The 25,151-nt window shown below is 73.1% G+C and carries 25 protein-coding genes and 1 pseudogene; 9 read left to right on the forward strand and 17 right to left on the reverse strand.

Annotated features, from left to right (window positions below; all coding sequences use genetic code 11):
* Window positions 1–102 precede the first annotated feature (102 nt).
* From mug to ABT232_RS18730, 8 genes are all read right to left on the reverse strand, one after another.
* Window positions 103–648, reverse strand: a complete 546-nt coding sequence (gene mug, locus ABT232_RS18695) for a G/U mismatch-specific DNA glycosylase (RefSeq protein WP_351841201.1) — start codon at window positions 646–648, stop codon at window positions 103–105.
* Window positions 645–2,087 carry an adenylosuccinate lyase gene (gene purB, locus ABT232_RS18700; RefSeq protein WP_351841145.1) on the reverse strand — a complete coding sequence of 481 codons (1,443 nt, stop codon included), beginning with the start codon at window positions 2,085–2,087 and terminating at the stop codon, window positions 645–647. Before purB ends, mug begins: the two co-directional genes overlap by 4 nt.
* Window positions 2,088–2,184: 97 nt before the next feature.
* Window positions 2,185–2,970, reverse strand: a complete 786-nt coding sequence (locus ABT232_RS18705; protein ID WP_351841147.1) for an SGNH/GDSL hydrolase family protein — start codon at window positions 2,968–2,970, stop codon at window positions 2,185–2,187.
* A gap of 144 nt (window positions 2,971–3,114) precedes the next feature.
* Complete coding sequence (locus ABT232_RS18710) at window positions 3,115–4,128, reverse strand: hemolysin family protein (protein ID WP_351841149.1); 1,014 nt, start codon at window positions 4,126–4,128, stop codon at window positions 3,115–3,117.
* The gene (locus tag ABT232_RS18715) at window positions 4,125–5,471 is read right to left on the reverse strand and encodes a hemolysin family protein (RefSeq protein ID WP_351841151.1); all 1,347 of its coding nucleotides are present in this window, start codon (window positions 5,469–5,471) and stop codon (window positions 4,125–4,127) included. The genes ABT232_RS18710 and ABT232_RS18715 overlap by 4 nt, the downstream gene beginning before the upstream one ends.
* A gap of 192 nt (window positions 5,472–5,663) precedes the next feature.
* Window positions 5,664–6,092: a GNAT family N-acetyltransferase gene (locus tag ABT232_RS18720; RefSeq protein ID WP_351841153.1), complete on the reverse strand. Its 429-nt coding sequence runs from the start codon at window positions 6,090–6,092 to the stop codon at window positions 5,664–5,666.
* A gap of 246 nt (window positions 6,093–6,338) precedes the next feature.
* On the reverse strand, window positions 6,339–8,906 hold the full coding sequence (locus ABT232_RS18725) for an ABC transporter permease (RefSeq protein WP_351841155.1): 2,568 nt from the start codon (window positions 8,904–8,906) through the stop codon (window positions 6,339–6,341).
* Window positions 8,907–8,910: 4 nt separating this feature from the next.
* The gene (locus ABT232_RS18730; RefSeq protein ID WP_351841157.1) at window positions 8,911–9,741 is read right to left on the reverse strand and encodes an ABC transporter ATP-binding protein; all 831 of its coding nucleotides are present in this window, start codon (window positions 9,739–9,741) and stop codon (window positions 8,911–8,913) included.
* 138 nt (window positions 9,742–9,879) lie between these two features.
* Between ABT232_RS18730 and ABT232_RS18735 the strand changes: the two genes are divergently transcribed.
* On the forward strand, window positions 9,880–10,098 hold the full coding sequence (locus tag ABT232_RS18735; RefSeq protein ID WP_351841159.1) for an antitoxin: 219 nt from the start codon (window positions 9,880–9,882) through the stop codon (window positions 10,096–10,098).
* Window positions 10,099–10,102: 4 nt separating this feature from the next.
* Window positions 10,103–10,477: a fic family toxin-antitoxin system, toxin component gene (locus ABT232_RS18740; protein WP_351841161.1), complete on the forward strand. Its 375-nt coding sequence runs from the start codon at window positions 10,103–10,105 to the stop codon at window positions 10,475–10,477.
* A 61-nt stretch (window positions 10,478–10,538) separates the two neighbouring features.
* On the opposite strand, the gene ABT232_RS18745 is transcribed toward ABT232_RS18740, so the two are convergent.
* The 5 genes from ABT232_RS18745 to bioB all read right to left on the reverse strand — a co-directional run bounded on the left by ABT232_RS18745 (window position 10,539) and on the right by bioB (window position 15,399).
* Window positions 10,539–11,057 carry a hypothetical protein gene (locus ABT232_RS18745; protein WP_351841163.1) on the reverse strand — a complete coding sequence of 173 codons (519 nt, stop codon included), beginning with the start codon at window positions 11,055–11,057 and terminating at the stop codon, window positions 10,539–10,541.
* Between the two features lie 85 nt (window positions 11,058–11,142).
* The gene (locus tag ABT232_RS18750; protein ID WP_351841165.1) at window positions 11,143–11,829 is read right to left on the reverse strand and encodes a class I SAM-dependent methyltransferase; all 687 of its coding nucleotides are present in this window, start codon (window positions 11,827–11,829) and stop codon (window positions 11,143–11,145) included.
* Window positions 11,830–12,154: 325 nt separating this feature from the next.
* Window positions 12,155–12,880, reverse strand: coding sequence for a dethiobiotin synthase (gene bioD, locus ABT232_RS18755; protein WP_351841167.1), 726 nt, complete (start codon window positions 12,878–12,880; stop codon window positions 12,155–12,157).
* Window position 12,881: 1 nt separating this feature from the next.
* Window positions 12,882–14,162 (reverse strand): adenosylmethionine--8-amino-7-oxononanoate transaminase, encoded by a 1,281-nt coding sequence (locus tag ABT232_RS18760; protein ID WP_351841169.1) that lies wholly within the window; start codon window positions 14,160–14,162, stop codon window positions 12,882–12,884.
* The gene (bioB, locus tag ABT232_RS18765) at window positions 14,155–15,399 is read right to left on the reverse strand and encodes a biotin synthase BioB (protein WP_351841171.1); all 1,245 of its coding nucleotides are present in this window, start codon (window positions 15,397–15,399) and stop codon (window positions 14,155–14,157) included. Before bioB ends, ABT232_RS18760 begins: the two co-directional genes overlap by 8 nt.
* A gap of 147 nt (window positions 15,400–15,546) precedes the next feature.
* On the opposite strand from bioB, the gene ABT232_RS18770 reads away from it, so the two are divergent.
* Window positions 15,547–16,674, forward strand: a complete 1,128-nt coding sequence (locus tag ABT232_RS18770) for an 8-amino-7-oxononanoate synthase (RefSeq protein ID WP_351841173.1) — start codon at window positions 15,547–15,549, stop codon at window positions 16,672–16,674.
* 42 nt (window positions 16,675–16,716) lie between these two features.
* Here the strand turns inward: ABT232_RS18770 and ABT232_RS18775 are convergent, their stop codons facing one another.
* On the reverse strand, window positions 16,717–16,938 hold the full coding sequence (locus ABT232_RS18775) for a DUF397 domain-containing protein (protein WP_351841175.1): 222 nt from the start codon (window positions 16,936–16,938) through the stop codon (window positions 16,717–16,719).
* Between the two features lie 10 nt (window positions 16,939–16,948).
* Window positions 16,949–17,806, reverse strand: a complete 858-nt coding sequence (locus ABT232_RS18780; protein ID WP_351841177.1) for a helix-turn-helix domain-containing protein — start codon at window positions 17,804–17,806, stop codon at window positions 16,949–16,951.
* A 213-nt stretch (window positions 17,807–18,019) separates the two neighbouring features.
* Here ABT232_RS18780 and ABT232_RS18785 point away from each other — a divergent pair, with 213 nt between their 5' ends.
* The gene (locus ABT232_RS18785; protein WP_351841179.1) at window positions 18,020–18,478 is read left to right on the forward strand and encodes an ATP-binding protein; all 459 of its coding nucleotides are present in this window, start codon (window positions 18,020–18,022) and stop codon (window positions 18,476–18,478) included.
* A 116-nt stretch (window positions 18,479–18,594) separates the two neighbouring features.
* On the opposite strand, the gene ABT232_RS18790 is transcribed toward ABT232_RS18785, so the two are convergent.
* Both ABT232_RS18790 and ABT232_RS18795 read right to left on the reverse strand, forming a co-directional pair.
* A complete protein-coding gene (locus tag ABT232_RS18790; protein WP_351841181.1) occupies window positions 18,595–19,068 on the reverse strand; it encodes a C40 family peptidase in 474 nt (157 codons plus the stop codon).
* A 1,543-nt stretch (window positions 19,069–20,611) separates the two neighbouring features.
* A complete protein-coding gene (locus ABT232_RS18795) occupies window positions 20,612–21,619 on the reverse strand; it encodes an ABC transporter permease (protein ID WP_351841183.1) in 1,008 nt (335 codons plus the stop codon).
* A 158-nt stretch (window positions 21,620–21,777) separates the two neighbouring features.
* Here ABT232_RS18795 and ABT232_RS18800 point away from each other — a divergent pair, with 158 nt between their 5' ends.
* The 5 genes and pseudogenes from ABT232_RS18800 to ABT232_RS18820 form a co-directional block, all read left to right on the forward strand.
* Complete coding sequence (locus ABT232_RS18800) at window positions 21,778–22,407, forward strand: TetR/AcrR family transcriptional regulator (protein WP_351841185.1); 630 nt, start codon at window positions 21,778–21,780, stop codon at window positions 22,405–22,407.
* A gap of 187 nt (window positions 22,408–22,594) precedes the next feature.
* Window positions 22,595–22,897, forward strand: a complete 303-nt coding sequence (locus ABT232_RS18805) for an urease subunit gamma (RefSeq protein ID WP_037782101.1) — start codon at window positions 22,595–22,597, stop codon at window positions 22,895–22,897.
* A 9-nt stretch (window positions 22,898–22,906) separates the two neighbouring features.
* Window positions 22,907–23,218, forward strand: a complete 312-nt coding sequence (locus ABT232_RS18810; RefSeq protein WP_351841187.1) for an urease subunit beta — start codon at window positions 22,907–22,909, stop codon at window positions 23,216–23,218.
* Window positions 23,211–24,932, forward strand: coding sequence for an urease subunit alpha (locus ABT232_RS18815; RefSeq protein ID WP_351841189.1), 1,722 nt, complete (start codon window positions 23,211–23,213; stop codon window positions 24,930–24,932). The genes ABT232_RS18810 and ABT232_RS18815 overlap by 8 nt, the downstream gene beginning before the upstream one ends.
* Window positions 24,932–25,151 (forward strand): annotated as a pseudogene (locus tag ABT232_RS18820) (hypothetical protein); the annotation flags it as partial. The gene ABT232_RS18815 and the pseudogene ABT232_RS18820, both read left to right, overlap by 1 nt.

The raw sequence follows: 25,151 nt of genomic DNA on the forward strand, positions 1-25,151 counted from the left end.
GGGGCCTGTCAGTCCTCGGCGGCGGCTCGGCCGGTCAGTCCTCGGCGGCGGTCCTGAGCCGGGGCCGGTCAGTCCTCGGCGGCGGTCCTCAGCCGGGGCCGGTCAGTCCTCGGCGGCGGTCCTCAGCCGGGCGAACTCCTCGGCCATGGTCTGCGCCGTCCAGTGCGCGTTCAGCCCGCTGGGATTGGGCAGCACCCACACCCGCGTGTCCCCGATGACCCGCTCCTGCGGCCCCACCCGGGCCTTGCGGTCGTCGAACGCGGCCCGGTAGGCGGTGACGCCGACCACCGCTAGCCAGCGCGGCCGCAGCTCCGCCACCTTCACCGCCAGCCGGCGCCCGCCCTCGCGGTACTCCTCGGCGCTCAGCTCGTCGGCCCGGGCCGTGGCCCGCGCCACCACGTTGGTGATGCCGAGCCCGTACGTCAGCAGCTCCCGCTGCTCGGCCGGCTTCAGCAGCCTCGGGGTGAACCCGGACAGGTGCAGCACCGGCCAGAAGCGGTTGCCGGGGCGGGCGAAGTGATGGCCGGTCGCGGCGGTCATGAGACCGGGGTTGATACCGCAGAAGAGCACGCGGAGGCCGCCCGCGACGACGTCCGGTACCAGACGGTCGCGGGCGGCCTCCAGCTCGGCCTGGGTGAAGCGGGTCAGAGGATCGCTCCCGGGGTGTAGCCCGCGGCCTCCGGGTGCTGCTTCACGATCTCCTCGATCCGGCCGACGAGGACACCGACCTGGTCGGCCGCCGCGCCGGTGAAGGACAGCTTGTCGGCCATCAGCGCGTCCAGGCCGGCGCGGTCGAGCGGGATGCGCTCGTCGGCGGCCAGCTTGTCGAGGAGCTCGTTGCGCTCCGCGCCCTGCTCGCGCATGGCGAGCGCGGAGGCGACGGCGTTCTCCTTGATCGCCTCGTGCGCGACCTCGCGGCCGACGCCCGCGCGCACCGCGCCCATCAGCACCTTGGTGGTGGCCAGGAACGGCAGGTAGCGGTCCAGCTCACGGGCGACGACCGCCGGGAAGGCGCCGAACTCGTCGAGGACCGTCAGGAAGGTCTCCAGCAGGCCGTCCAGCGCGAAGAACGCGTCCGGCAGCGCGACCCGGCGCACCACCGAGCAGGACACGTCGCCCTCGTTCCACTGGTCGCCCGCCAGCTCGCCGGTCATCGACGCGTAGCCACGCAGGATGACCATCAGGCCGTTGACGCGCTCGCAGGAGCGGGTGTTCATCTTGTGCGGCATCGCGGAGGAGCCGACCTGGCCGGGCTTGAAGCCCTCGGTGACCAGCTCGTGCCCGGCCATCAGGCGGATCGTCTTGGCCAGCGAGGACGGCGCGGCGGCCAGCTGCACCAGCGCGGTCACGACCTCGTAGTCGAGGGAGCGCGGGTAGACCTGGCCGACCGAGGTGAAGGCCTGCGAGAAGCCCAGGTGGGCGGCGATCCGGTCCTCGAGGTCGGCGAGCTTGGCCGCGTCGCCGCCGAGCAGGTCCAGCATGTCCTGGGCGGTGCCGACCGGGCCCTTGATGCCGCGCAGCGGGTAGCGGCCCAGCAGCTCCTCGACGCGGGCGTGGGCGACCAGCAGCTCGTCGGCGGCGGTCGCGAAACGCTTGCCGAGGGTGGTGGCCTGCGCGGCGACGTTGTGCGAGCGGCCGGCCATGACCAGCTCCGCGTACTCGGCGGACAGCTTGCCGAGGCGGGCCAGCACGGCGACCGTGCGGTCGCGCATCAACTCCAGCGAGAGCCGGATCTGGAGCTGCTCCACGTTCTCGGTGAGGTCGCGGGAGGTCATGCCCTTGTGCACGTGCTCGTGCCCGGCGAGGTCGTTGAACTCCTCGATCCGTGCCTTCACGTCGTGCCGGGTGACCTTCTCGCGCTCGGCGATGGAGGCCAGGTCGACGGTGTCGAGGACACGCTCGTAGTCGGCGATCGCCTCGTCCGGCACCTCGATCCCGAGGTCCTTCTGCGCCCGCAGCACGGCGAGCCAGAGCTGACGCTCCAGCTTCACCTTCTGCTCGGGCGACCAGAGCGTGGCGAGCTCGGCGGAGGCGTAGCGTCCGGCGAGGACGTTGGGGATGCGGGGCTTGGCGGGAGCGGCAGTCACGTGTACGGATTCTACTGGCGATTCGTGCAGGCCAGCGCCATGGGGGCGTTCGGCGGAACCTACGAGACCCACGCCACTGCCCGTCCCGACGGCGGGACTACGCCTCCGGCCGCTCCCAGGGCAGCAGGTCGGGGCGCTTTGCGGGCCGGCCGTCGCCGGAGGACCGGCCGGTCAGCCGCCGCCCTATCCACGGCAGCAGGTGCTGCCGGGTGAAGCGGACGTCGGCGACGCGGCGGGCGACCCAGCCGGGCGGTGCGGAGGCGGGCGGCGGGGTGTGCCAGTCGGGGTCCTCGGGTTCGTAGCCCAGGGTCTGCCAGACCGCCTCGGCGACCCGGCGGTGGCCGTCGGCGGTCAGATGCAGCCGGTCCACGTCCCACAGCCGCGGATCGGCCAGCGAGGGGGCGCCGTACAGGTCGACGACGATCGCGCCGTGCCGGGCGGCCAGCTCGTCGATGCAGCCGAACAGCTCCTCCATGCGCGGCCGGAACCGCTCCAGGACGGGGCCCTGCCGGCCCGGGCTGCGCATCAGCACCAGTTGCTTGCAGGCCGGCGCCAGCCGCTCCACCGCCTCCTCCAGCAGCCCCCGCACCCGGCCCATGTCGCACTTGGGCCGCAGGGTGTCGTTGAGGCCGCCGACCAGGGTGATCACATCGGCGCCCATGGCGGCGGCGACGTCGACCTGCTCGTCGACGATCTGTCCGATCAGCTTGCCCCGCACCGCGAGGTTGGCGTACCGGAAGCCGGGCGTCCGCGCGGCCATCCGCTCCGCGAGGAGGTCCGCCCAGCCCCGGTAGGAGCCGTCGGGCATCAGATCCGACATGCCCTCGGTGAAGGAGTCGCCGACCGCGACGAGGCTGCTGTGCGTGGGAAGGTGAGTCTGCATGGCGTGGGAGATGGTATCCCGCGGCACATACCCATCGGTCGGTCACCCCGTCGCCGTACGGCACACACCCCGAGGCGCAGACCTGAGGCGCAGGCCGCGCGGCGCACACCTGAGGGCGTACACCGCGCGGCACCCGCACCCGTGCTACGCCCGCTGCCCGAACAGCTCCCGCAGCACGTCCTCCATCGTCACCAGCCCCGCGAGCCGTCCGTCGGCCCCCAGCACCGCAGCCACATGGGTGCGGCTGCCGCGCATGGCGGTGAGGACGTCGTCCAGCGGCGTGGTCTCCCGGACGCGGGCGATGGGCCGCATGTCCCGCAGGCGGAACGGGACGTCGCGCGGGGAGGCGTCCAGCGCGTCCTTCACATGCAGGTAGCCGACGATGCGCCGGCCCTCGTCCACCACGGGGAAGCGCGAGAAGCCGGACTCGGCGGACAGCTGCTCCAGCTCCTCCGGGGTGACGCCCACGCGCGCGTAGATCACGCGCTCCAACGGCAGGACGACATCGCGCACGGGCCGCCGGCCCAGCTCCAGGGCGTCGTGCAGCCGCTCCTGCGCCCGGTCGTCGAGGAGCCCGGCCGCGCCGGAGTCCTTGACCATGCGAGCCAGCTCGGCGTCCGAGAAGGTCGCCGCCACCTCGTCCCGGGTCTCGATGCGCATCAGCTTCAGCAGCGCGTTCGCGAAGGCGTTGATGGTGAAGATCACCGGCCGCAGCGCCCGCGACAGTGTGACCAGCGGCGGGCCCAGCAGCAGCGCGCTGCGCACCGGCTCGGCGAGCGCGATGTTCTTCGGCACCATCTCGCCCAGCAGCATGTGCAGATACGTCGCCAGCGCCAGCGCGATCACGAACGACACCGCGTGTCCGGCACCGGAGGGCACGCCCACCGCGTGGAAGACGGGCTCCAGCAGATGCGCGATCGCCGGTTCCGCGACCACACCGAGGACCAGTGTGCACAGCGTGATGCCGAGCTGCGCCGCGGCCATCAGCGCGGACACGTGCTGCAGACCCCACAGCACGCTCTTGGCGCGCCGGTCGCCGTGCTCGGCGTACGGCTCGATCTGGGAGCGCCGCACGGAGATCAGCGCGAACTCGGCCCCCACGAAGAAGGCGTTGACGACCAGGGTCGCCAGACCGATCAGCAGTTGTACCGCGGTCATGCCCGCGCCCCCTTCGCGTCGTCCTGCGGCTCGTCGTGGTCCTGCGGCGCGCGCATCAGCACCCGCGCGGCGCGGCGCCCGGAGGCGTCCAGGACCTCGAGCCGCCAGTCGGCCACCTCCACGGCGTCACCGACGGCGGGGATCCGGCCCAGCTCGGTGGCGACCAGCCCGGCCAGCGTCTCGTACGGCCCGTCCGGCGCCCGCAGGCCCACGCGGACCAGCTGGTCGATACGGGCGGCGCCGTCCGCGGAGAACATCGGGTGGCCCTCCTCGTCGGTGCCGACCGGGGCGAGGTCGGGGGTCTCGTGCGGGTCGTGCTCGTCCCGTACCTCGCCGACGACCTCCTCGACGATGTCCTCCAGGGTGGCGACACCGGCCGTACCGCCGTACTCGTCGATGACCACGGCCATCGTCCGTCTGCTGGACAGCCGGTCCAGCAGCCGGTCCACGGTCAGCGTCTCGGGCACCAGCAGCGGCTCGCGCATCAGCTCGGCGACGGACACCCGCGCCCGGCGCTCGGCGGGCACCGCCAGCACGTCCTTGACGTGCGCGGTGCCGACGACGGAGTCGAGGGTGCCGCGGTAGACGGGGAACCGGGACAGCCCGGTGGCCCGGGTCGCGTTGGCGACGTCCTCGCAGGTCGCCTGGGCCTCCAGGGCGATGACCTGGACGCGCGGCGTCATCACGTTCTCCGCCGTCAGGTCGGCGAGGTTCAGCGTCCGCACGAACAGCTCCGCGGTGTCCGGCTCCAGCGCGCCCTCGCGGGCGGAGTGCCGGGCGAGGGCGGCGAGTTCCTGCGGCCCGCGGGCGGAGGCCAGCTCCTCGGCGGGTTCGATGCCCATCCGGCGCACCACCCGGTTGGCCGTGTTGTTGAGGTGGGTGATGAACGGCCGGAACAGCGCGCTGAACCAGCGCTGGGCGTTGCCGACCCGCTTGGCCACCGCCAGCGGCGAGGAGATCGCCCAGTTCTTGGGCACCAGCTCGCCGACGACCATCAGGAACACCGTCGACAGCGCCGTACCGATCACCAGCGCGATCGAGGAGGCCGCGGACGCGGACACCCCGAGGGACCGCAGCGGACCCGCGATCAGCGCCGCGATCGACGGCTCGGCGAGCATGCCGACCACCAGGTTGGTGACGGTGATGCCGAGCTGCGCGCCGGAGAGCTGGAAGGTCAGGTTGCGGACGGCCTTCAGCGCGCCGGCCGCGCCCGTCTCCCCGCGCTCCACGGCGCGTTCCAGGTCGGAGCGCTCGACGGTGGTCAGCGAGAACTCCGCCGCGACGAAGGCACCGCAGGCGAGCGACAGCACGATGGCCACCAGCAGGAGGAGCACTTCGATCATGGGTTCACCTCCGTCCCCTGGTCGGGCAGGGACGGGAGGGTCGCGCGATGTCGCGTACTGGGAGGCTCGCCCATGGGCGGACGCTCACACCTTTCATGAAGAACGAGTGATCCTCCTGGGGAGGACCGAGTGTTCCTCACAGGGTAAAGGATGTGCAAAGAACGGTTCGAGGTGACCGGGACGCGGCTGTGGTCAGGCTTCGGCCAGCGGCTTCACCCAGCGCCGCCACTGCTCCTGCGGCGTGTACCCGGCCGCCTGCCAGGCGTGGTGCGCGGTCTCGTTCCGGGTGAGGACCATCGCGTCCGCGCGGCGCCCGCCGAGCCGGAGGAACCGTTCCTGTGCCGCGGCGAGCAGCGCCGAGCCGATGCCCTGCCGGCGCCGCCGCGGATGCACCGCCAGCCGGTACAGATGGCACCGCCACCCGTCGAAACCGGCGATCACCGTCCCGACCAGCTCGCCCGACACCTCGGCCAGGATCAGCGCCTCCGGGTCGCGGGCGACCAGCCGCTCCACCCCGTCCCGGTCGTCGCTGATGCTCGTCCCCTCGGCGGCCGTCTTCCAGAACGCCAGCACCGTGTCGAGATCGTCGGGCGTCGCGGCCCGTATCCGCAGCTCAGTCATGGCGCCATCCCACCACCGGGCCGCTCCTGGAACGGGGAATTCCAGCATGCGGACGCCTGGAGAGTGAGGGCAGCGGCCGGGAGGGGGGAGCAGCCAGACGGGAAGGGCCAGAGGGCATGGGGCCAGACAGCATGGGACAGGGACGTCGGGATCCGGGGACGCCGTGATCGGGGGGCGCCGGGACCGAGGGCGCCGGGCCGGGGGCGCCGGGACCGGAGGCGCCGGGATCGGGAGGCGCTGAGCCGTTCACTCGTGCGCGATGGCCGCCAGCACGTTCATCCGGGAGGCCCGGGCCGCCGGCAGCAGCGCCGCCACCACGCCCACCACCGCCGAGCCGACCACCACGGCGACGATCGTGCCCCACGGGATCGCCAGCTCGGTCATGCCCTGCAAGGCCAGCACCTGCTGCATGCACACGCCCCACACCAGCCCCAGCGCCAGCCCCAGAACCGCCCCGAACACCGCGATCACCACCGACTCCAGCCGGATCATCCGCCGCAGCTGCCGCCGCGCCAGCCCGATCGCCCGCAGCAGCCCGATCTCCCGGGTGCGCTCCACCACCGACAGGGCGAGCGTGTTGACCACCCCGAGCACCGCGATGACGATCGCCAGGCCGAGCAGGGCGTAGACGAGGTAGAGCAGCACGGCGATCTGGTCGCGGACCAGCTGCTTGTAGTCGGCCAGGTCCCTCACCTGCACCTGCGGATACGGTTCCAGGGTCCGCTCCAGCGCGGTCCGCAGCTCGTCGTCGCCCGTGCCCGCCGCGGCGTTCACATAGGCCGCCGAGTCCTGGCCGCCCGGCGCGTACCGCTCGGCCGTCCCCCTGCCGAAGTAGATCCCGCCGGTGGTGCCGAACCCCTCGGCGGTGTCCTGGTCGGTCAGCGCGCCCACGGTCAGCTCGGCCGTGCGCCCGCCCTGGAACTCGACCGGCACCACGCTGCCGACCCGCAGTCCGTGGTCGCGCGCGAAGTCCACGTCCATGGCGAGCTTCCCGTCGGCGAGCGCGGCCGCCGTGTCGCCCTGCGCGTAGGTGATGTTGGCTACCTCGTCCAGCCGGGGGTCGTAGGACGCGGCCGTCGTCTCCACCCGGTCGCCACCGGGCAGCCCCAGCGCGATCGGCGTGAACGTGGACCGCACCAGGAGCCCGACGCCCTCGGTGCCGCGCAGCGCCTCGGTGACCTCCCGGGGGAACGGCACGAAGTTGGTGTTCTGCACGACGAAGTCGGCGCCCAGCGTCTTGTCGATCTGCCGGTCGAACGACGCGGTCATCGAGGCGCTGGCCACCGACATGCCGCCGACCAGCGCCAGCCCCACCATCAGGGCCGCCGCCGTCGCCCCGGTACGGCGCGGATTGCGCAGGGCGTTGCGCTGGCTCATCCGCCCCACCGGGCCGAACAGCGCCGGGAACGCCCCGCCGAGCACCCGGATCACCGGCCGGACCAGCAGCGGACCGGCGATCACGGTCGCGATCAGCGTCAGTACGACGCCCAGGCCCAGCAGGGACGCCGCCGACGCCGTCTCGGACGCCAGCGCGCAGCCCGCCAGCGCCGCCGCCCCGGCCGCCCCGACGACCGCGCCGACCACCGCCCGCAGCCGCAGCGGCCGGCCCACGCCGGCGATCTCCGCGTCCGTGAGCGCCGCCATCGGCGACACGGCCGCCGCGCGCCGGGCCGGCAGGTACGCCGCGGCGAAGGTGACGCCGAGGCCGACGGCGTACGCCGCGACCGGCGTCCCCCAGCCGATCACCATCTGCGTGGTCTCGATGTTCATCCCGAGCAGGTTCAGCAGCTCGATCAGCCCGGCGGCCAGTCCGATGCCGGCGACCAGGCCCAGGGTGGAGCCGGTCAGGCCGAGCAGCAGCGCCTCGGTGAGCACCGAGCGGCGCACCTGCCGCCGGTCGGCGCCCAGCGCGCGCAGCAGGCCCAGCTCGCGGGTGCGCTGCGCGATGAGCATGGAGAAGGTGTTGACGATCAGGAACACGCCCACCAGGACGGCGATCCCGGCGAAGCCCAGCATCACGTACTTGATGACGTCGAGGAATCCGCCCAGCTGTTCGACGTCCGACTCGGCCTGCTCGGCGGCGGTGCGGTAGTCGTACCGGTCGGCGCCCAGCGCGGCCGTCACCCGACGTTTCAGGGACGCGTCGCTCACCCCGTCCGCCGCGTCCACGGTGATGGTGGTGGCCGCGTCGGCGTCGCCGAGCAGCTCGGTCCGTGCGGTCGGCGGGTCGAGGAACAGCAGGGCCGTGCCGGGGCTGGCGGTGGTGAAGGTGACGATGCCGACGACCTTGGTCCGGAAGGAGCCCGGTGGCGCGATCACGGTCAGGGTGTCGCCGATCGCCACGTCCGCGCGGTCGGCGGTCTCGGCGTCGATCAGCGCCTCGGCGGGACCGCGCGGCGCGTGCCCCGAGGTCAGCTCGACGGGGCTGCGGCCGGTCGGGTTCCAGGCGGAGCCGAGGGTCGGGGCGCCGGTCGTCGGGCTCACGGACCTGTTCGCCGAGTCGACGACGGTGATGTTGGGGACCTCGGCCTCCGCGCGGGCCGCGGCCACCCCGTCGACGCGCGCCACTCGGTCGGCGAGCGCGGCGGGCAGCGTGGGCGTCGCCCCGGACGGCACCGTCTCGTCGAGGGTCTCCCGGGGGCTGACCGTCACATCGGCCGCGGTCGTGGCGAACAGCCGGTCGAAGGTACGGCTGACGGTGTCGGAGAAGATCAGGCTGCCCACGACGAACGCCACGGAGAGGACCACCGCGAGCGCCGAGAGCAGCAGCCGGCCCTTGTGCGCCAGGAAACTCCTGAGTGTCGCCTTGAGCACGGGGTCAGTCCTCGCCCCGGTGTTCGCCCGGATCCTCGCCCCGGGCCTGTTCGAACGGCCCGCGGACCACGTCGAACCGCTTCATCCGCTCCAGCACCGCCTCCGCCGTCGGCCGGGCCATCTCGTCGACGATCCGGCCGTCCGCGAGGAACAGCACCAGGTCGGAGTGGGCGGCGGCGCCCGGGTCGTGGGTGACCATGACCACGGTCTGCCCGAGGTCGTCCACCGCCTCCCGCAGGAACCCCAGCACCTCCAGACCGGCCCGCGAGTCGAGATTGCCGGTCGGCTCGTCCGCGAAGATCAGCTCGGGACGCGCGGCGAGCGCCCGCGCGCAGGCGACGCGCTGCTGCTGACCGCCCGACAACTGCGCCGGCCGGTGCCGCAGCCGGTCCCGCAGCCCGAGCGTGTCGACCACCTGGTCCAGCCAGGCCGGGTCCGGCCTGCGGCCCGCGATGTCCATCGGCAGCGTGATGTTCTCCAGCGCGTTCAGCGTCGGGATCAGGTTGAACGACTGGAACATGAAGCCGATCCGGTCGCGTCGCAGCCGGGTCAGCTCCCGCTCCCGCAGCCCGGTGATCTCGGTGTCGCCGAGCCACACCTGCCCGGCCGATACCGTGTCGAGCCCGGCCAGACAGTGCATCAGCGTGGACTTTCCCGACCCCGAGGGACCCATGACGGCCGTGAACCGGCCGCGCACGACGTCCACGTCCACCGAGTCCAGGGCGACCACGGCCGTCTCGCCGGAGCCGTACGCCTTGGTCAGCCCGCGGGCCCGGGCGGCGACCCCGGCGGTGGACGCGAGTCCTGGGGCGTGCTCCGCAGCGGGTGTGGACAAGGCTGCCTCCTAGCGCGCAGACGACACGGGACGAACCGAATTCCTCGTCCCGGCCGAGCGTAATGTGACGCGGCCCACAGCCGGTATCCCCCGAGGACGCCCTTGCCGCTGCTAGCGTTCCGGCGCTAGCGTCGAGGTATGGCGAAGACCCAGCTGAACGTGCGGGTGGACGAGGACACGGCCCGGGCGGCCCGCGAACGCGCCCTGGCCCGCGGGATGAGCGTCAACCGCTACATCGAGGAACTGGTCCGGCAGGACACCGGGGAGGTCGGCCACACCTTCGTGGAGGCCGCCGCCGACTTCATGCAGCAGTACGAGAAGGTGTTCGCCGAGGAGTTCGGCGAGGGCGGTCGCTGATCCCTTGAGCGAGCTGCGCATCGACCTCGCCTGGCTGCTGATGCTCGCCGAACGGCAGACCCCCGGCGACCCCCAGGTCACCGACTGGGGCGCCCTCGTCGCCGCCGTCGCCCGGCACCAGGCCGAGATCTTCGACGTCCCCGTCTACGACACCCCGCACGCCCGCGCCGCCGCCCTGCTCCAGCAACTCATCCACATCCCCGCCCTGGAGCGCTCCAACGCGCTGTTCGCCTCCGCCGTCGCCTACGCCTACCTGATCGCCAGCGGCTTCAAGGTCGTCACCTCGCCCGAACAGGTGCGTGACCTGGCCCGTCTGGTCAAGAGCGGCGAGGCGACGGTGCAGGAGATCGCCCGTGAACTGCGGCAGTGGTGCCGCTAGGGCCTGCGTGCCAGGTGTCGCGGAGCAGGCGGGAATGGTCAGACAGGCCCTTAGGGGCGATTCAGGAACGCACGACCTGCTCACAGCCGGCGCCCACGTTGTCCACGGGGTCGGCGACCACCAGATCGGTGCCGGCGCCGCAGGTGACAGTGTCCGTGGTGCCGTCGCGCAGGAAGACGGTGTCGGCGCCGTTCGAGCCGGCGACCGAGTCGCTGCCGGTGCCCGCGTCGAGGGTGACCGCCGCGGTGAGCGGCGAGGCGAAGGCCAGAGAGTCGGCCGCGTCGCGCAGGACCACGGTGAAGCGGGTCAGGCCGGCCGCGCTGCCACAGGTGACCGTGGTCGCGGAGAGCGGACGGCAGCCCGGTCCCGGCACGATGTCCGAGGTGTCGGTGACGCGCAGGACGCCGCCGACGACATCCACCGTGACCTGGTTCCGCGCGCCGGCCAGGGCGGAGAACGACAGGCTGGAGCCGTACCGGGTGACGGTGGCGCCCGCCGCGGCCGCGGGGGGCGCGAAGGCCAGGGGGAGGGACAGCGCCACGGCGGTGGCCGGGACCAGCAGACGTATCGCAAGCTTCATGTCAGTCCTCTCGCGCTCGGCGGGCGGCCGGGGCGGAGCCCGTCGGCGCCAGTCAAGCAACGAGTGACCGTGCGTGCGCGATCGGTTACGGCCGTCCGGGTGGCTCCGTCGGCCGCCAGGCCGTGCCCAGCGCGCAGTACGAGGCCGGCAGCACCGGGCCCTTCTCCGGCAGCAGCAGCCGCCGGTAGGGGCCCAGCTCGAATCCGGCGGCCCGCAGCGCCGCCACCGGGTCGCGGCTGACATGACAGCCGCCGGCCAGGAGCGGCCACACCGTGCGGTCCAGGGCCCGCTGGGTGAGACGCATCGCCCGGCCGCCGCCCCGCCCGTGCTCGAAGAACCGCACCTGCCCGCCCGGCCGCAGCACCCGGCGCACCTCGCCCAGCGCCCGCTCGACGTCACGCACGCTGCACAGCACCAGCGACAGCACCACCGCGTCGAAGGCCTCGCTCTTGACCGGCAGCGCCTCCGCCGCCCCCGGCACCACGTCCACCGGCGTCTCGGCGCGCAGGGCGGCCTCCACCGCCAACCGGCGCAGCTCGCGCTCCGGTTCGATCGCCACGACCTCCGCGACCGCCCGCGGATAGTGCCCGAAGTTCAGGCCGTTGCCCGCCCCGATCTCCAGCACCCGCCCGGACAGCCCGGCGAGCAGCCGGTCACGAATCCCTGCCACGCCCATCCGGGACTCGGCGGCGACGCTGGCACGGGCGTAGCAGCGGGCGAACAGCGGGTGGTGCACGGGATCCCGTGCCACCTTGCGGGAGCCGGTGGACATGGAGGCACCTCCCAGGTCGAGCGCGGCCGGGAACTCGGGGAGGCGCGGAACCCCGCCCGGCGGACGGACACTCCTTCCTGGAGTCTCCCCCGCGAGGGCCCCGCGCACCCCCGGTCGCCGGCAGCCGCTTCTCCGGCCCCGGCGGCACCTTAGGGCCTGTCTGACAATTCCCGCCTGCTCCGCGGTGCCTGGCACGCGCGCTCGCCGCGTTGCCGAATCACCCACGTGGCTCCGCCACGAGGGTGCTCCGGCGCATTGCGATCGCACGCACCAGGCGCCGCGGAGCCCGCCCTCCGGGCGGACGACGGGAATTGTCAGACGGGCCCTACCGGGGCGCCGCCGCCTCCCGCACCCGGAACGCCTCCGCGTCCCACGTCCCGTCCAGGGCCGGCGCCAGCCAGCCGGGCGCCGCGGAGCGGAACTCCGCGGGCGCGAGAGCGCCCGCGCCCTCGGGAAGGGCGCCCAGCAACGGGGCGGCGGAGACCTCGGTCAGGTCCGCGACGTTGCAGCGGGAGGCGAGGTCGGGCTCGCCGGGCCAGCTGCCGATCACCACGCCCGCCAGGGCCACCCCGCGGCGGTCCAGCTCGCGCGCGGTCAGCTCGGTGGTGTTGAGCGTGCCGAGGCCCGCCGTGGCCACCAGCAGGACCGGCGCCCCGAGCAGCGCGGCCGCGTCGGCGAGCGTGCCGCCCGCCGGGTCGAAGCGGACCAGCAGCCCGCCCGCGCCCTCCACCAGCACGAGGTCGTGCTCGGTGGCGAGCTTCGCGGCCGCCTCGGCGACGTCCTGCGGATGCACCGGCGCCATCCCGGCCCGCCGCGCCGCCGTGCCGGGCGCCAAGGGCTCCGGGTAGCGGGCGAGTTCGGCCGCCGTGACGGCACCGGCGAGCCGGGCCACCTCGTCGGCGTCGCCGCGCTCGTCGGGTCGTACGCCCGTCTGAGCGGCCTTCAGCACGGCCACCGACCGGCCCGCCGCGACGGCCGCCGCCGCGACGGCGGCCGTGGTGACGGTCTTGCCGACCTCCGTGCCCGTACCCGTGATCACCAGGACCGGCATGTCATCCCTCTCTCGCCGCGGCGCGGACCGCGCGCGCGATCCGCGCCAGGTCCGCCTCGCCCGTGACGTACGGCGGCATCGTGTAGATCAGATCGCGGAACGGCCGCAGCCACACGCCCTCGCGCACGGCCGCGGCGGTGGCCGCCGCCATGTCGACCGGATGGTCCAGCTGGACCACCCCGATGGCGCCGAGGACGCGTACGTCCCGGACGCCGGGCAGCTCCGCGGCGGGCGCCAGCCCGTCCCGCAGCCCCGCCTCGATCCGCTTGACCTCCGCGCGCCAGTCCTGCGCGAGCAGCAGCTCGATGGAGGCGCAGGCCACGGCCGCGGCCAGCGGATTGCCCATGAACGTCGGGCCGTGCGCGAGCACCGGCACCTCGCCCCGCGAGATCCCGTCGGCCACCCGCGCGGTGCACAGCGTCGCCGCGAGCGTGAGGTAGCCGCCGGTCAGCGCCTTGCCCACGCACATCACATCGGGTGTCACGGCCGCGTGCTCCGCCGCGAACAGGGCGCCCGTACGGCCGAATCCGGTGGCGATCTCGTCGAACACCAGCAGCACGTCGTGCGCGTCGCACGCCTCCCGCAGCACCCGCAGATACGCGGGGGAGTGGAACCGCATCCCGCCCGCGCCCTGCACCACCGGCTCGACGATCACCGCGGCCAGCTCGTGCGCGTGCGCGGCGATCAGCGTGCGCAGCTGCCCGGCGTACGACTCCTCGTAGCCGGCGGGCGGCGGGTCCGCGAAGACCTGCCGGGGCAGCACCCCGGTCCACAGTTCGTGCATCCCGCCGTCGGGGTCGCAGACCGCCATCGGCTGCCAGGTGTCGCCGTGGTAGCCGCCCCGCCAGGTCAGCAGCCTGCGCTTCTCCGGGCGCCCCAGAGAACGCCAGTGCTGGAGGCACATCTTCACGGCGACCTCGACCGACACCGAACCGGAGTCGGCGAGGAAGACATGTTCCAGACCTTCGGGCGACAAGTCGACAAGGAGCTTCGCCAGCCGGACGGCGGGCTCATGGGTGAGCCCGCCGAACATCACATGGCTCATCCGCCCCAGCTGCTCGCGGACCGCCTCGTTCAGCACCGGGTGGTTGTAGCCGTGGATCGCCGACCACCAGGAGGACATGCCGTCGACCAGCTCGCCCGAGCCGTCCGCGAGCCTCAGCCGGACCCCGCTCGCCGACTCCACGACGAGCGGTTCCTGCCGGCCGGGCATCGGACCGTACGGATGCCAGACATGGCGACGGTCGAGGTCCAGCAGCTCCGGCACGCTCAGGTCAGGCATTGGGCGCGAGGTCCGTCCCGGCACCCCGGCGACGCACCGCCACCAGGTCGGTGCGCGGCTCGTTGGCACCCGGCGCAGCCGCCGGCGCGGCAGCCGCGGCGGGCGCGCACACGCCCGCGGAGCCGCACCCGGCGCCCTCGTGGCCCCCGCACGCCCCGTCCGCGCCCTCGCCCTCGTGGGAGCCGCAGCCGCCGGCCGCCGCGCCGTGCGAGCCGCAGCCGCCCTGGGCCGTCGCCCGGTGCTCCGGCAGCGTCACCTGATCGGCGCCCTCCACCTCGAACCCGGCGTCCGCGATCATCTCCAGGTCGGCCTTGCCGGCCTGTCCCTCACTGGTGAGGTAGTCGCCCAGGAAGATGGAGTTGGCCAGGTGCAGCGCGAGCGGCTGCATGCTGCGCAGATGCACCTCGCGGCCGCCCGCGATCCGCACCTCGGCGTCGGGGCAGACGAACCGCACCATCGCCAGGATCCGCAGGCAGCGCTGCGGGGTGAGGTTCCACTCCTTGGCCAGCGGCGTGCCCTCGAACGGGATCAGGAAGTTCACCGGCACGGAGTCCGGGTCGAGCTCGCGCAGTGCGTAGACGACGTCGACCAGGTCCTCGTCGCTCTCGCCCATGCCCGCGATCAGTCCGGAGCACGCCGACAGACCCGCCGCGTGCGCCTTCTGCACGGTGTCGACGCGGTCGGCGTAGGTGTGCGTGGTCGTGATCTCGCCGTAGGTGCCCTCGGAGGTGTTGAGGTTGTGGTTGTAGGCGTCGGCGCCCGCCTCGCGCAGCCGTTCGGCCTGTCCGTCGGAGAGCAGTCCCAGGCAGGCGCACACCTCGACGCCCTCGTTCTGGTCCTTGATGGTCCTGATGGTCTCGGAGACCCGGTCCACGTCACGGTCCGTCGGGCCGCGCCCGCTGGCCACCAGGCACACCCGCTTGGCGCCGCCGGCCAGACCCGCGGCGGCCGCCTCGGAGGCCTCGTGGGGCTTGAGCCAGGTGTACTTCAGGATGCCGGCCTGGGAGCCGAGTCGCTGGGAGCAGTAGGAGCAGTCCTCGGGGCACAGCCCGGACTTGAGGTTGACGAGGTAGTTGAGTTTCACCCGTCGGCCGAACCAGTGCCGGCGCACCTTCCCGGCCGCGGCCACCACATCGAGCACATCGTCGTCGGAAGTCGCGAGGACGGCCAGCGCCTCCTCGCGGGTCGGCAGCTCGCGCCGAAGCCCCTTGTCCACCAGCGTGTTCAGCAGGTCCATGAGAGCCGATCCTGTCCTAAGGAGGTGCTCGGGGCCAAGGAGAGTTCGCACAACAGCTCCACTTCGTCGTGTGTGGATTGCCACATCCTGGCCCGCGGGCCCGGCCGCTAGTGTCTGTGCACTGCCTACAAAATCCCCGGAGGACCCATGGCGTTCGGCTGGATCGACGCGCAGGCGGAGTCGCGCCGCCGCGCCGGACTCGTACGGACCCTGCGGCCCCGGCCCGCCGACTCGCCCCTGCTGGACCTCGCGAGCAACGACTACCTGGGCCTGGCCCGCCACCCCGAGGTCACCGAGGGCGCGGCCCGCGCGGCGCGTGTCTGGGGCGGCGGTTCGACCGGCTCCCGGCTGGTCACCGGCACCACCGAGCTGCACGGCGAACTCGAACGCGAGCTGGCCGACTTCTGCGGCTTCGAGGCGGCGCTGGTCTTCTCCTCCGGCTACGCGGCCAACCTCGCCGCGGTCACCGCGCTGGCCCCGCACGGCTCGCTGATCGTCTCCGACGCGGGCAACCACGCCTCCCTCATCGACGGCTGCCGGCTGGCCCGGGGCACCACCCAGGTGGTGGCGCACGCCGACCCGGAGGCGGTCCGCAAGGCGCTCCAGACGCACGACGGGCCCGCCGTCGCGGTCTCCGACACCGTCTTCTCGGTGGACGGCGACGCGGCCCCGCTGGCGGAGCTGGCCGCGGCCTGCCGGGAGCACGGGGCGGGACTGGTGGTCGACGACGCGCACGGGCTCGGGGTGCTGGGCGACGGCGGCCGGGGCGCGCCGTACGCGGCGGGCCTCGCGGGCGCGGAGGACGTGGTGGTCACGGTGACGCTGTCGAAGTCGCTGGGCAGCCAGGGCGGCGCCGTACTGGGGCCCGCCCGGGTGATCGACCACCTGCTCAACGCGGCCCGGACGTTCATCTTCGACACCGGTCTCGCCCCCGCGGCGGCGGGCGCGGCGCTGGCGGCCCTGCGGCTGCTGCGCCGGGAGCCGGAGCGGGCGGCGCGGGCGGGCGCGGTGGCGCGCGAGCTGCACGCCCGGCTGACGGCCGCGGGCCACGCGGCGGTCCGTCCGGACGCGGCGGTCGTCTCCGTGCGCGCGCCGTCCCCGGAGAGTGCCGTGCGCTGGGCGGCCGACTGCCGCACCGCCGGGCTCGCCGTGGGCTGTTTCCGGCCTCCTTCCGTGCCCGACGGCGTCTCCCGGCTGCGGCTGACGGCCCGCGCGGACCTCTCCGGGGACCAGATCGAACGCGCTGTACGTGTGATCGGCGAAACGCGACCGTGAGTCGGCGTCCACGGCCGTGCGTCGCTCCTGGCGGACGGGGGGTCAGACGGCGGCCGTGAACCTCGCCCAGCTCTCGGGGGAGAAGAGCAGCGCGGGCCCGGCCGGGTCCTTGGAGTCGCGTACGGCGAGCAGTCCGGCGCAGGTGCCCGAGCGGGGCCTGGCCGTCTCGACGCAGTTGTTGGCTCCGGTGCTGTAGCTGCTGCGCAGCCAGTGCGCACCGTGCAGTCGGGTACTGGAAGGGACGTTCCGAGGCAGTGCGGTCATGGATGCCTCCCTACGCGCCGGTGCCTTTCCCGGCGATGTAGTCCAACGAGTCCTCGGGTGACAGGGCGTTCCTCCGAAGAGCGTCGAAGGCCTCGGTGTAGGCCTCGACGTCTTCTTTCCGTTCGAGGTAGAGGCTACTCGTCAAGTGGTCGAGAACAACCACGTCCAGATCAGAAGTGCTCGAAAACGAGAAAATAACGAAAGGCCCGGTGACTCCGATGTGCGCTCCGGCCGAGAACGGCAGCACCTGGAGCCGCACCTGGGGCAGCCGGGCCGCCTCCACCAGCCGGCGCAGCTGCCGCTCCATGACGTCCGGTCCGCCGACCTCGCGGTGCAGCACCGCCTCGTCCAGGACCGCGTTCAGCGTCAGCGGCGGGTGCGAGCGCAGCACGTCCTGGCGGGCCAGCCGTACCTCCACCAGCGCGTCCAGCCGGTCCTCGTCCAGCCCCTCCACGGCGGCCCTGGTCACCGCGCGGGCGTACTCGGGGGTCTGGAGCAGCCCGGGGACCACGGTGGTCTCCAGCGTGCGCATCGCGCGGGCCTGGGACTCCAGGCTGATGAAGTCCCGGTAGGTCGGCGGCAGCACCCCGCGGTAGGCGTGCCACCAGTGGTCCCGGCCCTGGCCGTCCGAGCGGGCCAGCGCCAGCAGCAGTTCGCGCAGCTGAGCGTCCGTCACGCCGTAGGCGTCGAGCAGTAACCGCACGTCGGCCGGTTTCACCCCGCTCGCGCCCGTCTCGATCCGGCTCACCTTGGACTGGTGCCAGCCCACCAGCCGGGCGGCCTCACCGCTGGTGAGACCCGCGCCCGTGCGCAGCGTGCGCAGTTCGGCGCCCAGTTTCCGGCGGCGTACCGCGGGACCGTGCTGCATGGGCTCCTCCTTACTCCAACCGAGCCGCCCAAATACGTTCTGCCGTCGCAGAGTTCACCGCTTCGAGCGACAGATATATGCATATGTTGGTGGATCGCCACCGTGACCGGCGCGCTAGTGGCAGTCTGGCGACGAAGCACCAGTCCGGGACCGTACTCGAACCCTCCGCCCTCGTGTCGGACTGCGCTCCCGCGGGAAAAGGACGGCATCGTCATGGCAGACCATCTGGAAGCATCCGCCACTCTGCCGAGCGACCCCGCCTCGGTCTCCCGGGCCCGCGCCTTCGTCCTCGGCATCTTGGCGGAATGGGGGCTGCCACCGGACACGGAGGTGGCCGAGACCGTTCGGCTGATCGTCTCGGAACTCGCCACCAACGCCGTACAGCACACGTTCGGGCAGTCACCCACCTTCACGGTGGACGTCGAACTCGAGCGCGACGAACGTCTGCGCATCGGGGTGACCGACAGTCATCCGCGCTTCCCCAAGCGGCTGCCGGCGGCCGTGCAGCAGGACAACGGGCGCGGCATGGTGATCATCCGCTGGCTGACCGCGGAGTGCGGTGGCCGGCTGAGAGTCCGCCCCACCCGTGAGGGCGGAAAGACCGTCGCCATCGAACTGCCCTGGACGGTCCCGGCGCGGCCGGTGACGGCGGCGGGGCAGCAGGAGCCCTGACCCGGCGACACGGCCGGGCCCGCGCGCGCAGGAGGCGGCGGGCCCGGCGTGGTCGCTCACGGGCAGATCCCGGGCGTCGACAGCGGGTCAGGGGCGCCGCCGACGGCCCGCAGGGGTCACTTGACCCGGCCGTACCAGACGCTCTTCGTCCAGATCTTCTGCAGTCGCACGACGTCCCCGGTCTTCGGGGCGTGCCAGATCTTCCCCTTTCCGGCGTAGATCCCCACGTGGTAGACGCTCGATCCCGAGTGGAAGAAGACCAGGTCCCCGGCCTTGCGGCTCTTGGCGGAGATGTGGTGGGTCTTGTTGTACTGCTGGGCGGCCGTGCGCGGCAGGGACTTCCCCGCCTTCTTGAACGAGTAGAGCGTGAGGCCCGAGCAGTCGAACCTCTTCGGTCCCGTGGCGCCCCACTTGTACGGGGAGCCCTTCTTCGAGGCGGCGATCTGCAGCGCCTTCGTCGCCGGGGTGGCGGCGGCGGCCTCGGTGGCGAGGCCGGGCGCGACTACGGAGCCGCCCACTGCGGCCAGGGTGAGGGCCGAGGCCGTACCGGCCCGGGCCATGAGCGACGGGACACGATTGAGCGCGGTCATGCGCAACCCTTCGTCAGCCGCCTGTGAAGGATGACCTGTCGGATTCGGGCTGGCGAAGTTGCCCGGCCGCGTGACCGCGGCTTCACCCCAAGGACCGCTCGGCCCGGCCATGGTGCGACCGTTCCGGCGACCCGTCGTGCTTGGGTCCTCCACTCCTGCCGATCCACTCCTGTCGACCGGTCATCCGGGCGGCGGCAGGACTCGGCGTCCGCCCGGATCGCCCCGCCGCGGTGGCGGGGTCTTGTCGTCAGACAGGGATCTTGACCCACGCATGTCCGAAAATCCCAATGGAACCGGGGATTTGTGGTGTTCCTCACCACTCATCCGTTCGGGTGGACATCCTGACGAGCAGTCGGATGTCAAGAGCGCCGCAGGTACCCGGACCAGCGATGGAATCACCGGTTCCGCGCCGTAAACCTGTTCGGCGCGCAACTCGAACCCCTCCGAAAAAGGACCCGTTCGTACGCCGAACGTGGGTCCGTCGTTCAGCCCGTTTCGACGCATCCGCGGACACCACGTGACCTGGGCCGATGACGGCGATCACGCATGCGGTGCGTCAACTGTCGGAGCGCGGCGGAGGGCTGGTGCGCGCCGTGCGATGTCCACCGTCGGCACGCGCAGCGCCCGCGCAGGAGTCGGCGCGTACGGCCAGACTTCGCCACGCCGGGCCGCTCCCCCCGGAGCGGCGCCCTCCGCGTCCGGACGACGGCCGGCCAACTCGCCCCGGGCGCGGAGGTCGCCGCCCCGGCGGCACGCGACAGCGGGGACGCACGGTCCGCTTCATGGGCGCCGGGTGGGGCGTCAGCGGGCTCCGCCGCCGGGGTGGGTTCGGCTGTACGGGACTTCAGTGCCGCGCCGAGGCCCGGTACTGCCCGGGCCGGTCGCCGTCGGTCGTGTGCGCCCGGTCGGGTGGCAGCCGGTGAGTGCCGGTTCGCGTTCCGCCGTCCGGGTGGGCCTGGCTGTACGGGACTTCGGGGCCGCGTCGAGCGGTACCGCCGTCCCGAGCCCCCCAAGTACCACCCGCCGGGCCAGGGCCGGGCCCGGTCACTGCCGCGCCGTCGGCGTCGGGTGCCGCGCCGGGTGTCAGCCGGCGCGGCGGCTTCCCGCTCGGCCACCGGGGCGGGTTCGGCCGTACGGGACTTCAGCGCCGTCCCGAGATCGGTGCCACCCGCCGGGACAAGGCCGGGCCGGCCGGTCGCCGTTGGCCACGGGTGCCGCGCCGGGTGTCAGCCGGCGAGCGCGGCTCCCGGCTCCGCCGCCGGGGTAGGTTCGGCCATACGGGACTTCAGCGCCGCGTCGAGCGGTACCGCCGCCCCGAGCCCCCAGCACCACCCGCCGGGCCAGGGCCGGGCCCGGTCACTGCCGCGCCGTCGGCGTCGGGTGCCGCGCCGGGTGTCAGCCGGCGAGCGCGGCTTCCCGCTCGGCCACCGGGGCGGGTTCGGCCGTACGGGACTTCAGCGCCGCTCCGAGCCCCTGTACCGCCCACCAGGCCGCGGCCGGGCCGGTCGCCGTCGTGCCGTCGGTCGTGTGCCCCGGTCGGGTGTCAGCCGGTGAGTGCCGGTTCGCGTTCCGCCGTCCGAGTGGAGCCGGCCGTGCGGGACTTCAATGCCGGGCCGAGGAGTACCGCGCCGAGGCCCAGTACCGTCCACCAGGCCAGCGTGAGGGCCGGGCCGGTCGCTGCCGCGCCGTCGAAGTACGACACCGAGCGCAGCAGGGACGCTCCGGCGCCCGGGGGCATCCACTGGCCGATCGTCCCGGCCGGGGCGGGCAGCATCTCGGGTGCGGAGGCGGCGCCCGAGAAGGGGTTGCCGATCAGCATCACCAGGGCGGCGCCGACACCGATCCCGGCCGGGCCCAGCAGTGCGGCGAGCCCGGCGACCGCTCCGGCCACCGCGAGCGCGGTGAGGCTCAGCGCTCCGGCCTCCGTCCACCAGTCGCCGGTCAGGAAGCCCAGCCAGCTGTGTGCGAGCGCGGTCATCGCGATGCCGACCAGTGCCGTGGCGCCGGCCAGCGCGGCGACCGCGCGCAGGCCCCGCAGTCCGAGCAGGGTCACCAGGGCGCCGGCCGCGATCCCCGCCAGCGTCAGCGGCAGCGCGGCGGCGTTCAGACCGGTGCCGCGCGGGTCCTCGGCCGGGGTGGCCACCACGTCGACCGTCGGCACGGGCTTGCCCGTGGCGGCGGCCTGCCGGCTCACCGCCTGCTGGAGCATCTGGGCGACGAGCGGGCTCGCCGCGGTCGCGGTCAGCAGCTTGGGGCCCTGCTCGGTGACGACGACGGCGCCGTAGACCTCGCGGTCCTCGATGGCGTCGCGGGCGGCCGCCTCGTCGGCGTACCGGTGGATCTCGAAAGCGCCCTCCTGCCGGGTCAGACCCGCTTCGACCTGGGCGGTCGCGGCGGCCGGGCCGGCGACGCCGAGCGGCAGGTCGCGCGGGGCCGTGCGGGCGGCGGGCCAGGCGAAGGCCCACAGGGCCAGGGAGGCGATGAGCGGGGCGATGACGGCGACGACCGCGATGAGTCGGGGCGCCGAGCGGGTGGGGCGCGTGGCGGACATGGGGTTCTCCCGGTTCGGGGTGTTCGGGCGTGGTCGGGGTGTGAAGCAGCCGCCGAGGCGGCGAAGTCAAAAAGAAGGATCGTTCGTTTTACTTCGCTCCCACCGTCTCTCCGCGGCGCCGCCTTGTCAAGAAGGAACGTTCGTTTTACGTTGAGGCCATGGCCCGTGTATCCCAGGAACACCTCGACGCCCGCCGCCGGCAGATCCTCGACGCCGCCGCGCTGTGCTTCGCCCGCAACGGCTTCCACGCCACCTCGATGCAGGACGTGCTCAAGGAGGCGGACCTCTCCGCGGGCGCCGTCTACCGGTACTTCAGCGGCAAGGACGAGCTGATCCGCGCGATCGTCTCCGCGGTGATGGGCGAGATTCGGGACGCCTTCGAGGAGGCCGCCCGGCAGAGCCCGCCGCCGGACCCCGACGTCCTGGTCGCCACCGTCCTCGGCCGGACCCTGGAGGCGCGCGGATCCCTGGCCGTCGACGGCGAACCGGCCTTCCCGCGTCTGGTCGTCCAGGTCTGGACGGAGACCGTCCGCGACAAGAGGCTGGCGGCCGTCCTCACGGAGGGCTACGACGCGGTGCGCGCCGCCTGGACCCGTGTCGTCGAGGTCTACCAGGAGCGCGGGATGATGCGGGCCGACCTGCCCGCCGACGACGTCGCCCGCACGATGATCGCCGCCGTCCAGGGGTTCATCGTGCAGCAGTCCCTGTTCGGGCCGGTGCCGGTCGAGGTGCTCCGCAACGGGCTGCGGGCGCTGATGAGTATGGGGAAGACCAGCGGCGGGTCATGAGGCGATCAAGGTCTGGTTAACGTAGTTGAAACTCCGGCGAACTAGCCTGCCCCTCCACGCCACCTGGGGATCTTCCTTCCCGATCGCGCCGATTCGCGCCATCTGTCTGTGTGTTACATCTATCCCTGCCGTGGTGGCTGCGGCAACCGGGTCCCGCACGGCCCGGAGCGAGGACAAGAGGTGGGACGTGCAACTGACCCCGCACGAGCAGGAGAGGCTGCTGATCCATGTGGCGGCCGATGTCGCCGAGAAGCGCCGGGCCCGCGGGCTGAGGCTGAACCACCCCGAGGCGGTCGCCCTCATCACCTCGCACATCCTCGAAGGCGCGCGTGACGGCCGTACCGTCGCCGAACTCATGGCCTCCGGGCGCAAGCTGCTCACGCGGGACGACGTCATGGAGGGCATCCCCGAGATGATCCACGACGTCCAGGTCGAGGCGACCTTCCCGGACGGCACCAAGCTCGTCACCGTCCACGACCCGATCGTCTGAGGGGCCTCGATGATTCCCGGGGAGATCCTGTTCGCCGAGGACCCGATCGCCTACAACGTGGGCCGTGAGGTCACCCGGCTGACCGTGCTCAACGCCGCCGACCGTCCCGTCCAGGTCGGCTCCCACTACCACTTCGCCGAGGCCAACCCCGGCCTGGAGTTCGACCGAGCCGCCGCGCGCGGCAAGCGGCTCGACGTGCCCGCCGGCACGGCCGTGCGCTTCGAGCCCGGCATTCCCGTCGACGTCGCACTCGTCCCGCTCGCCGGCGCCCGCGTGGTGCCCGGGCTGCGCGGCGAGACCGGAGGTGCCCTCGATGCCTGAGATCTCGCGTGCCGCGTATGCCGACCTGTTCGGCCCGACCACCGGCGACCGCATACGGCTCGCCGACACCGATCTGCTGATCGAGATCGAGGAGGACCGCTCCGGCGGCCCCGGACTCGCCGGTGACGAGGCGGTGTTCGGCGGCGGCAAGGTCATCCGCGAGTCCATGGGCCAGTCCCGCGCCACCCGCGCCGAGGGCACCCCCGACACCGTGATCACCGGCGCGGTGATCGTCGACCACTGGGGCATCGTCAAGGCCGACATCGGCATCCGCGACGGCCGGATCACCGCCATCGGCAAAGCCGGCAACCCCGACACCATGGACGGCGTCCACCCGGACCTGGTGATCGGCCCCGAGACCGAGATCATCGCGGGCAACGGACGGATCGTGACCGCCGGCGCCGTGGACGCGCACGTCCACTTCATCTGCCCGCAGATCGCCGACGAGGCGCTCTCCGCCGGCGTCACCACGCTGGTCGGCGGCGGCACCGGCCCCGCCGAGGGCTCCAAGGCCACCACCGTCACCCCCGGCCCCTGGCATCTCGCGCGGATGCTGGAGGCGATGGAGCAGTACCCGCTCAACATCGGCTTCCTCGGCAAGGGCAACACCGTCTCCCACGAGGCGATGCTGTCCCAGATCCGCGGCGGCGCGCTGGGGCTCAAGCTGCACGAGGACTGGGGCTCGACCCCGGCCGTCATCGACGCGGCGCTGACCGTCGCCGACCGCACCGGCATCCAGGTCGCCATCCACACGGACACGCTGAACGAGGCCGGATTCGTCGGCGACACGCTCGCCGCGATCGCCGGACGCGGCATCCACGCGTACCACACCGAGGGTGCGGGCGGCGGGCACGCGCCGGACATCATGACCGTGGTCTCCGAGCCGCATGTGCTGCCCAGCTCCACCAACCCCACCCGCCCCTACACCGTCAACACCGCCGAGGAACACCTCGACATGCTGATGGTGTGCCACCACCTCAACCCGGCGGTCCCCGAGGACCTGGCCTTCGCCGAGTCCCGTATCCGCCCGTCCACCATCGGCGCCGAGGACGTCCTGCACGACCTGGGCGCCATCTCGATCATCTCCTCCGACGCCCAGGCCATGGGCCGGGTCGGCGAGGTCGTACTGCGCACCTGGCAGACCGCGCACGTGATGAAGCGCCGCCGCGGCGCGCTGCCCGGCGACGGCCGCGCCGACAACCACCGGGTGCGGCGGTACGTCGCCAAGTACACGATCAACCCCGCGCTCGCGCAGGGCCTCGCCCACGAGATCGGCTCGGTCGAGAGCGGCAAGCTCGCCGACCTGGTGCTGTGGGAGCCGGCCTTCTTCGGCGTCAAACCGCACCTCGTCGTCAAGGGCGGACAGATCGCGTACGCGCAGATGGGCGACGCCAACGCGTCCATCCCCACCCCGCAGCCGATCCTGCCGCGCCCGATGTACGGCGCGATCGGACGGGCGCCGGCCGCCAACTCCTTCAACTTCGTGGCCCCCTTGGCCATCGAGGACGGACTGCCGGAGCGGCTCGGACTCGGCAAGCGGTTCGTGGCGATCGAGTCGACGCGTGGTGTCACCAAGGCGGACATGCGCGAGAACGACGCCCGGCCCAGCGTGCGGATCGACCCCGACAGCTTCGCCGTGCACGTCGACGGCGAGCTGATCGAGGCGACACCGGCCGCCGAACTGCCCATGGCCCAGCGTTACTTCCTCTTCTGATGTCGCGCGCAGCACTGCTCGTCCTGGCCGACGGCCGCTTCCCCGCCGGAGGCCACGCGCACTCCGGCGGAGCCGAGGCCGCCGTCAAGGCCGGGCGGATCACCTCGGCCGCGAGCCTTCAGGACTTCTGCCGCGGGCGGCTGCACACGGCGGCGCTTGAGGAGCGCGGAGCCCTGCGCCAGCACCTGCTTGCCCACGGCCGTCGAACCGGTGAACACG

Source organism: Streptomyces sp. NPDC001532, from assembly GCF_040298625.1.
Classification (GTDB): domain Bacteria; phylum Actinomycetota; class Actinomycetes; order Streptomycetales; family Streptomycetaceae; genus Streptomyces.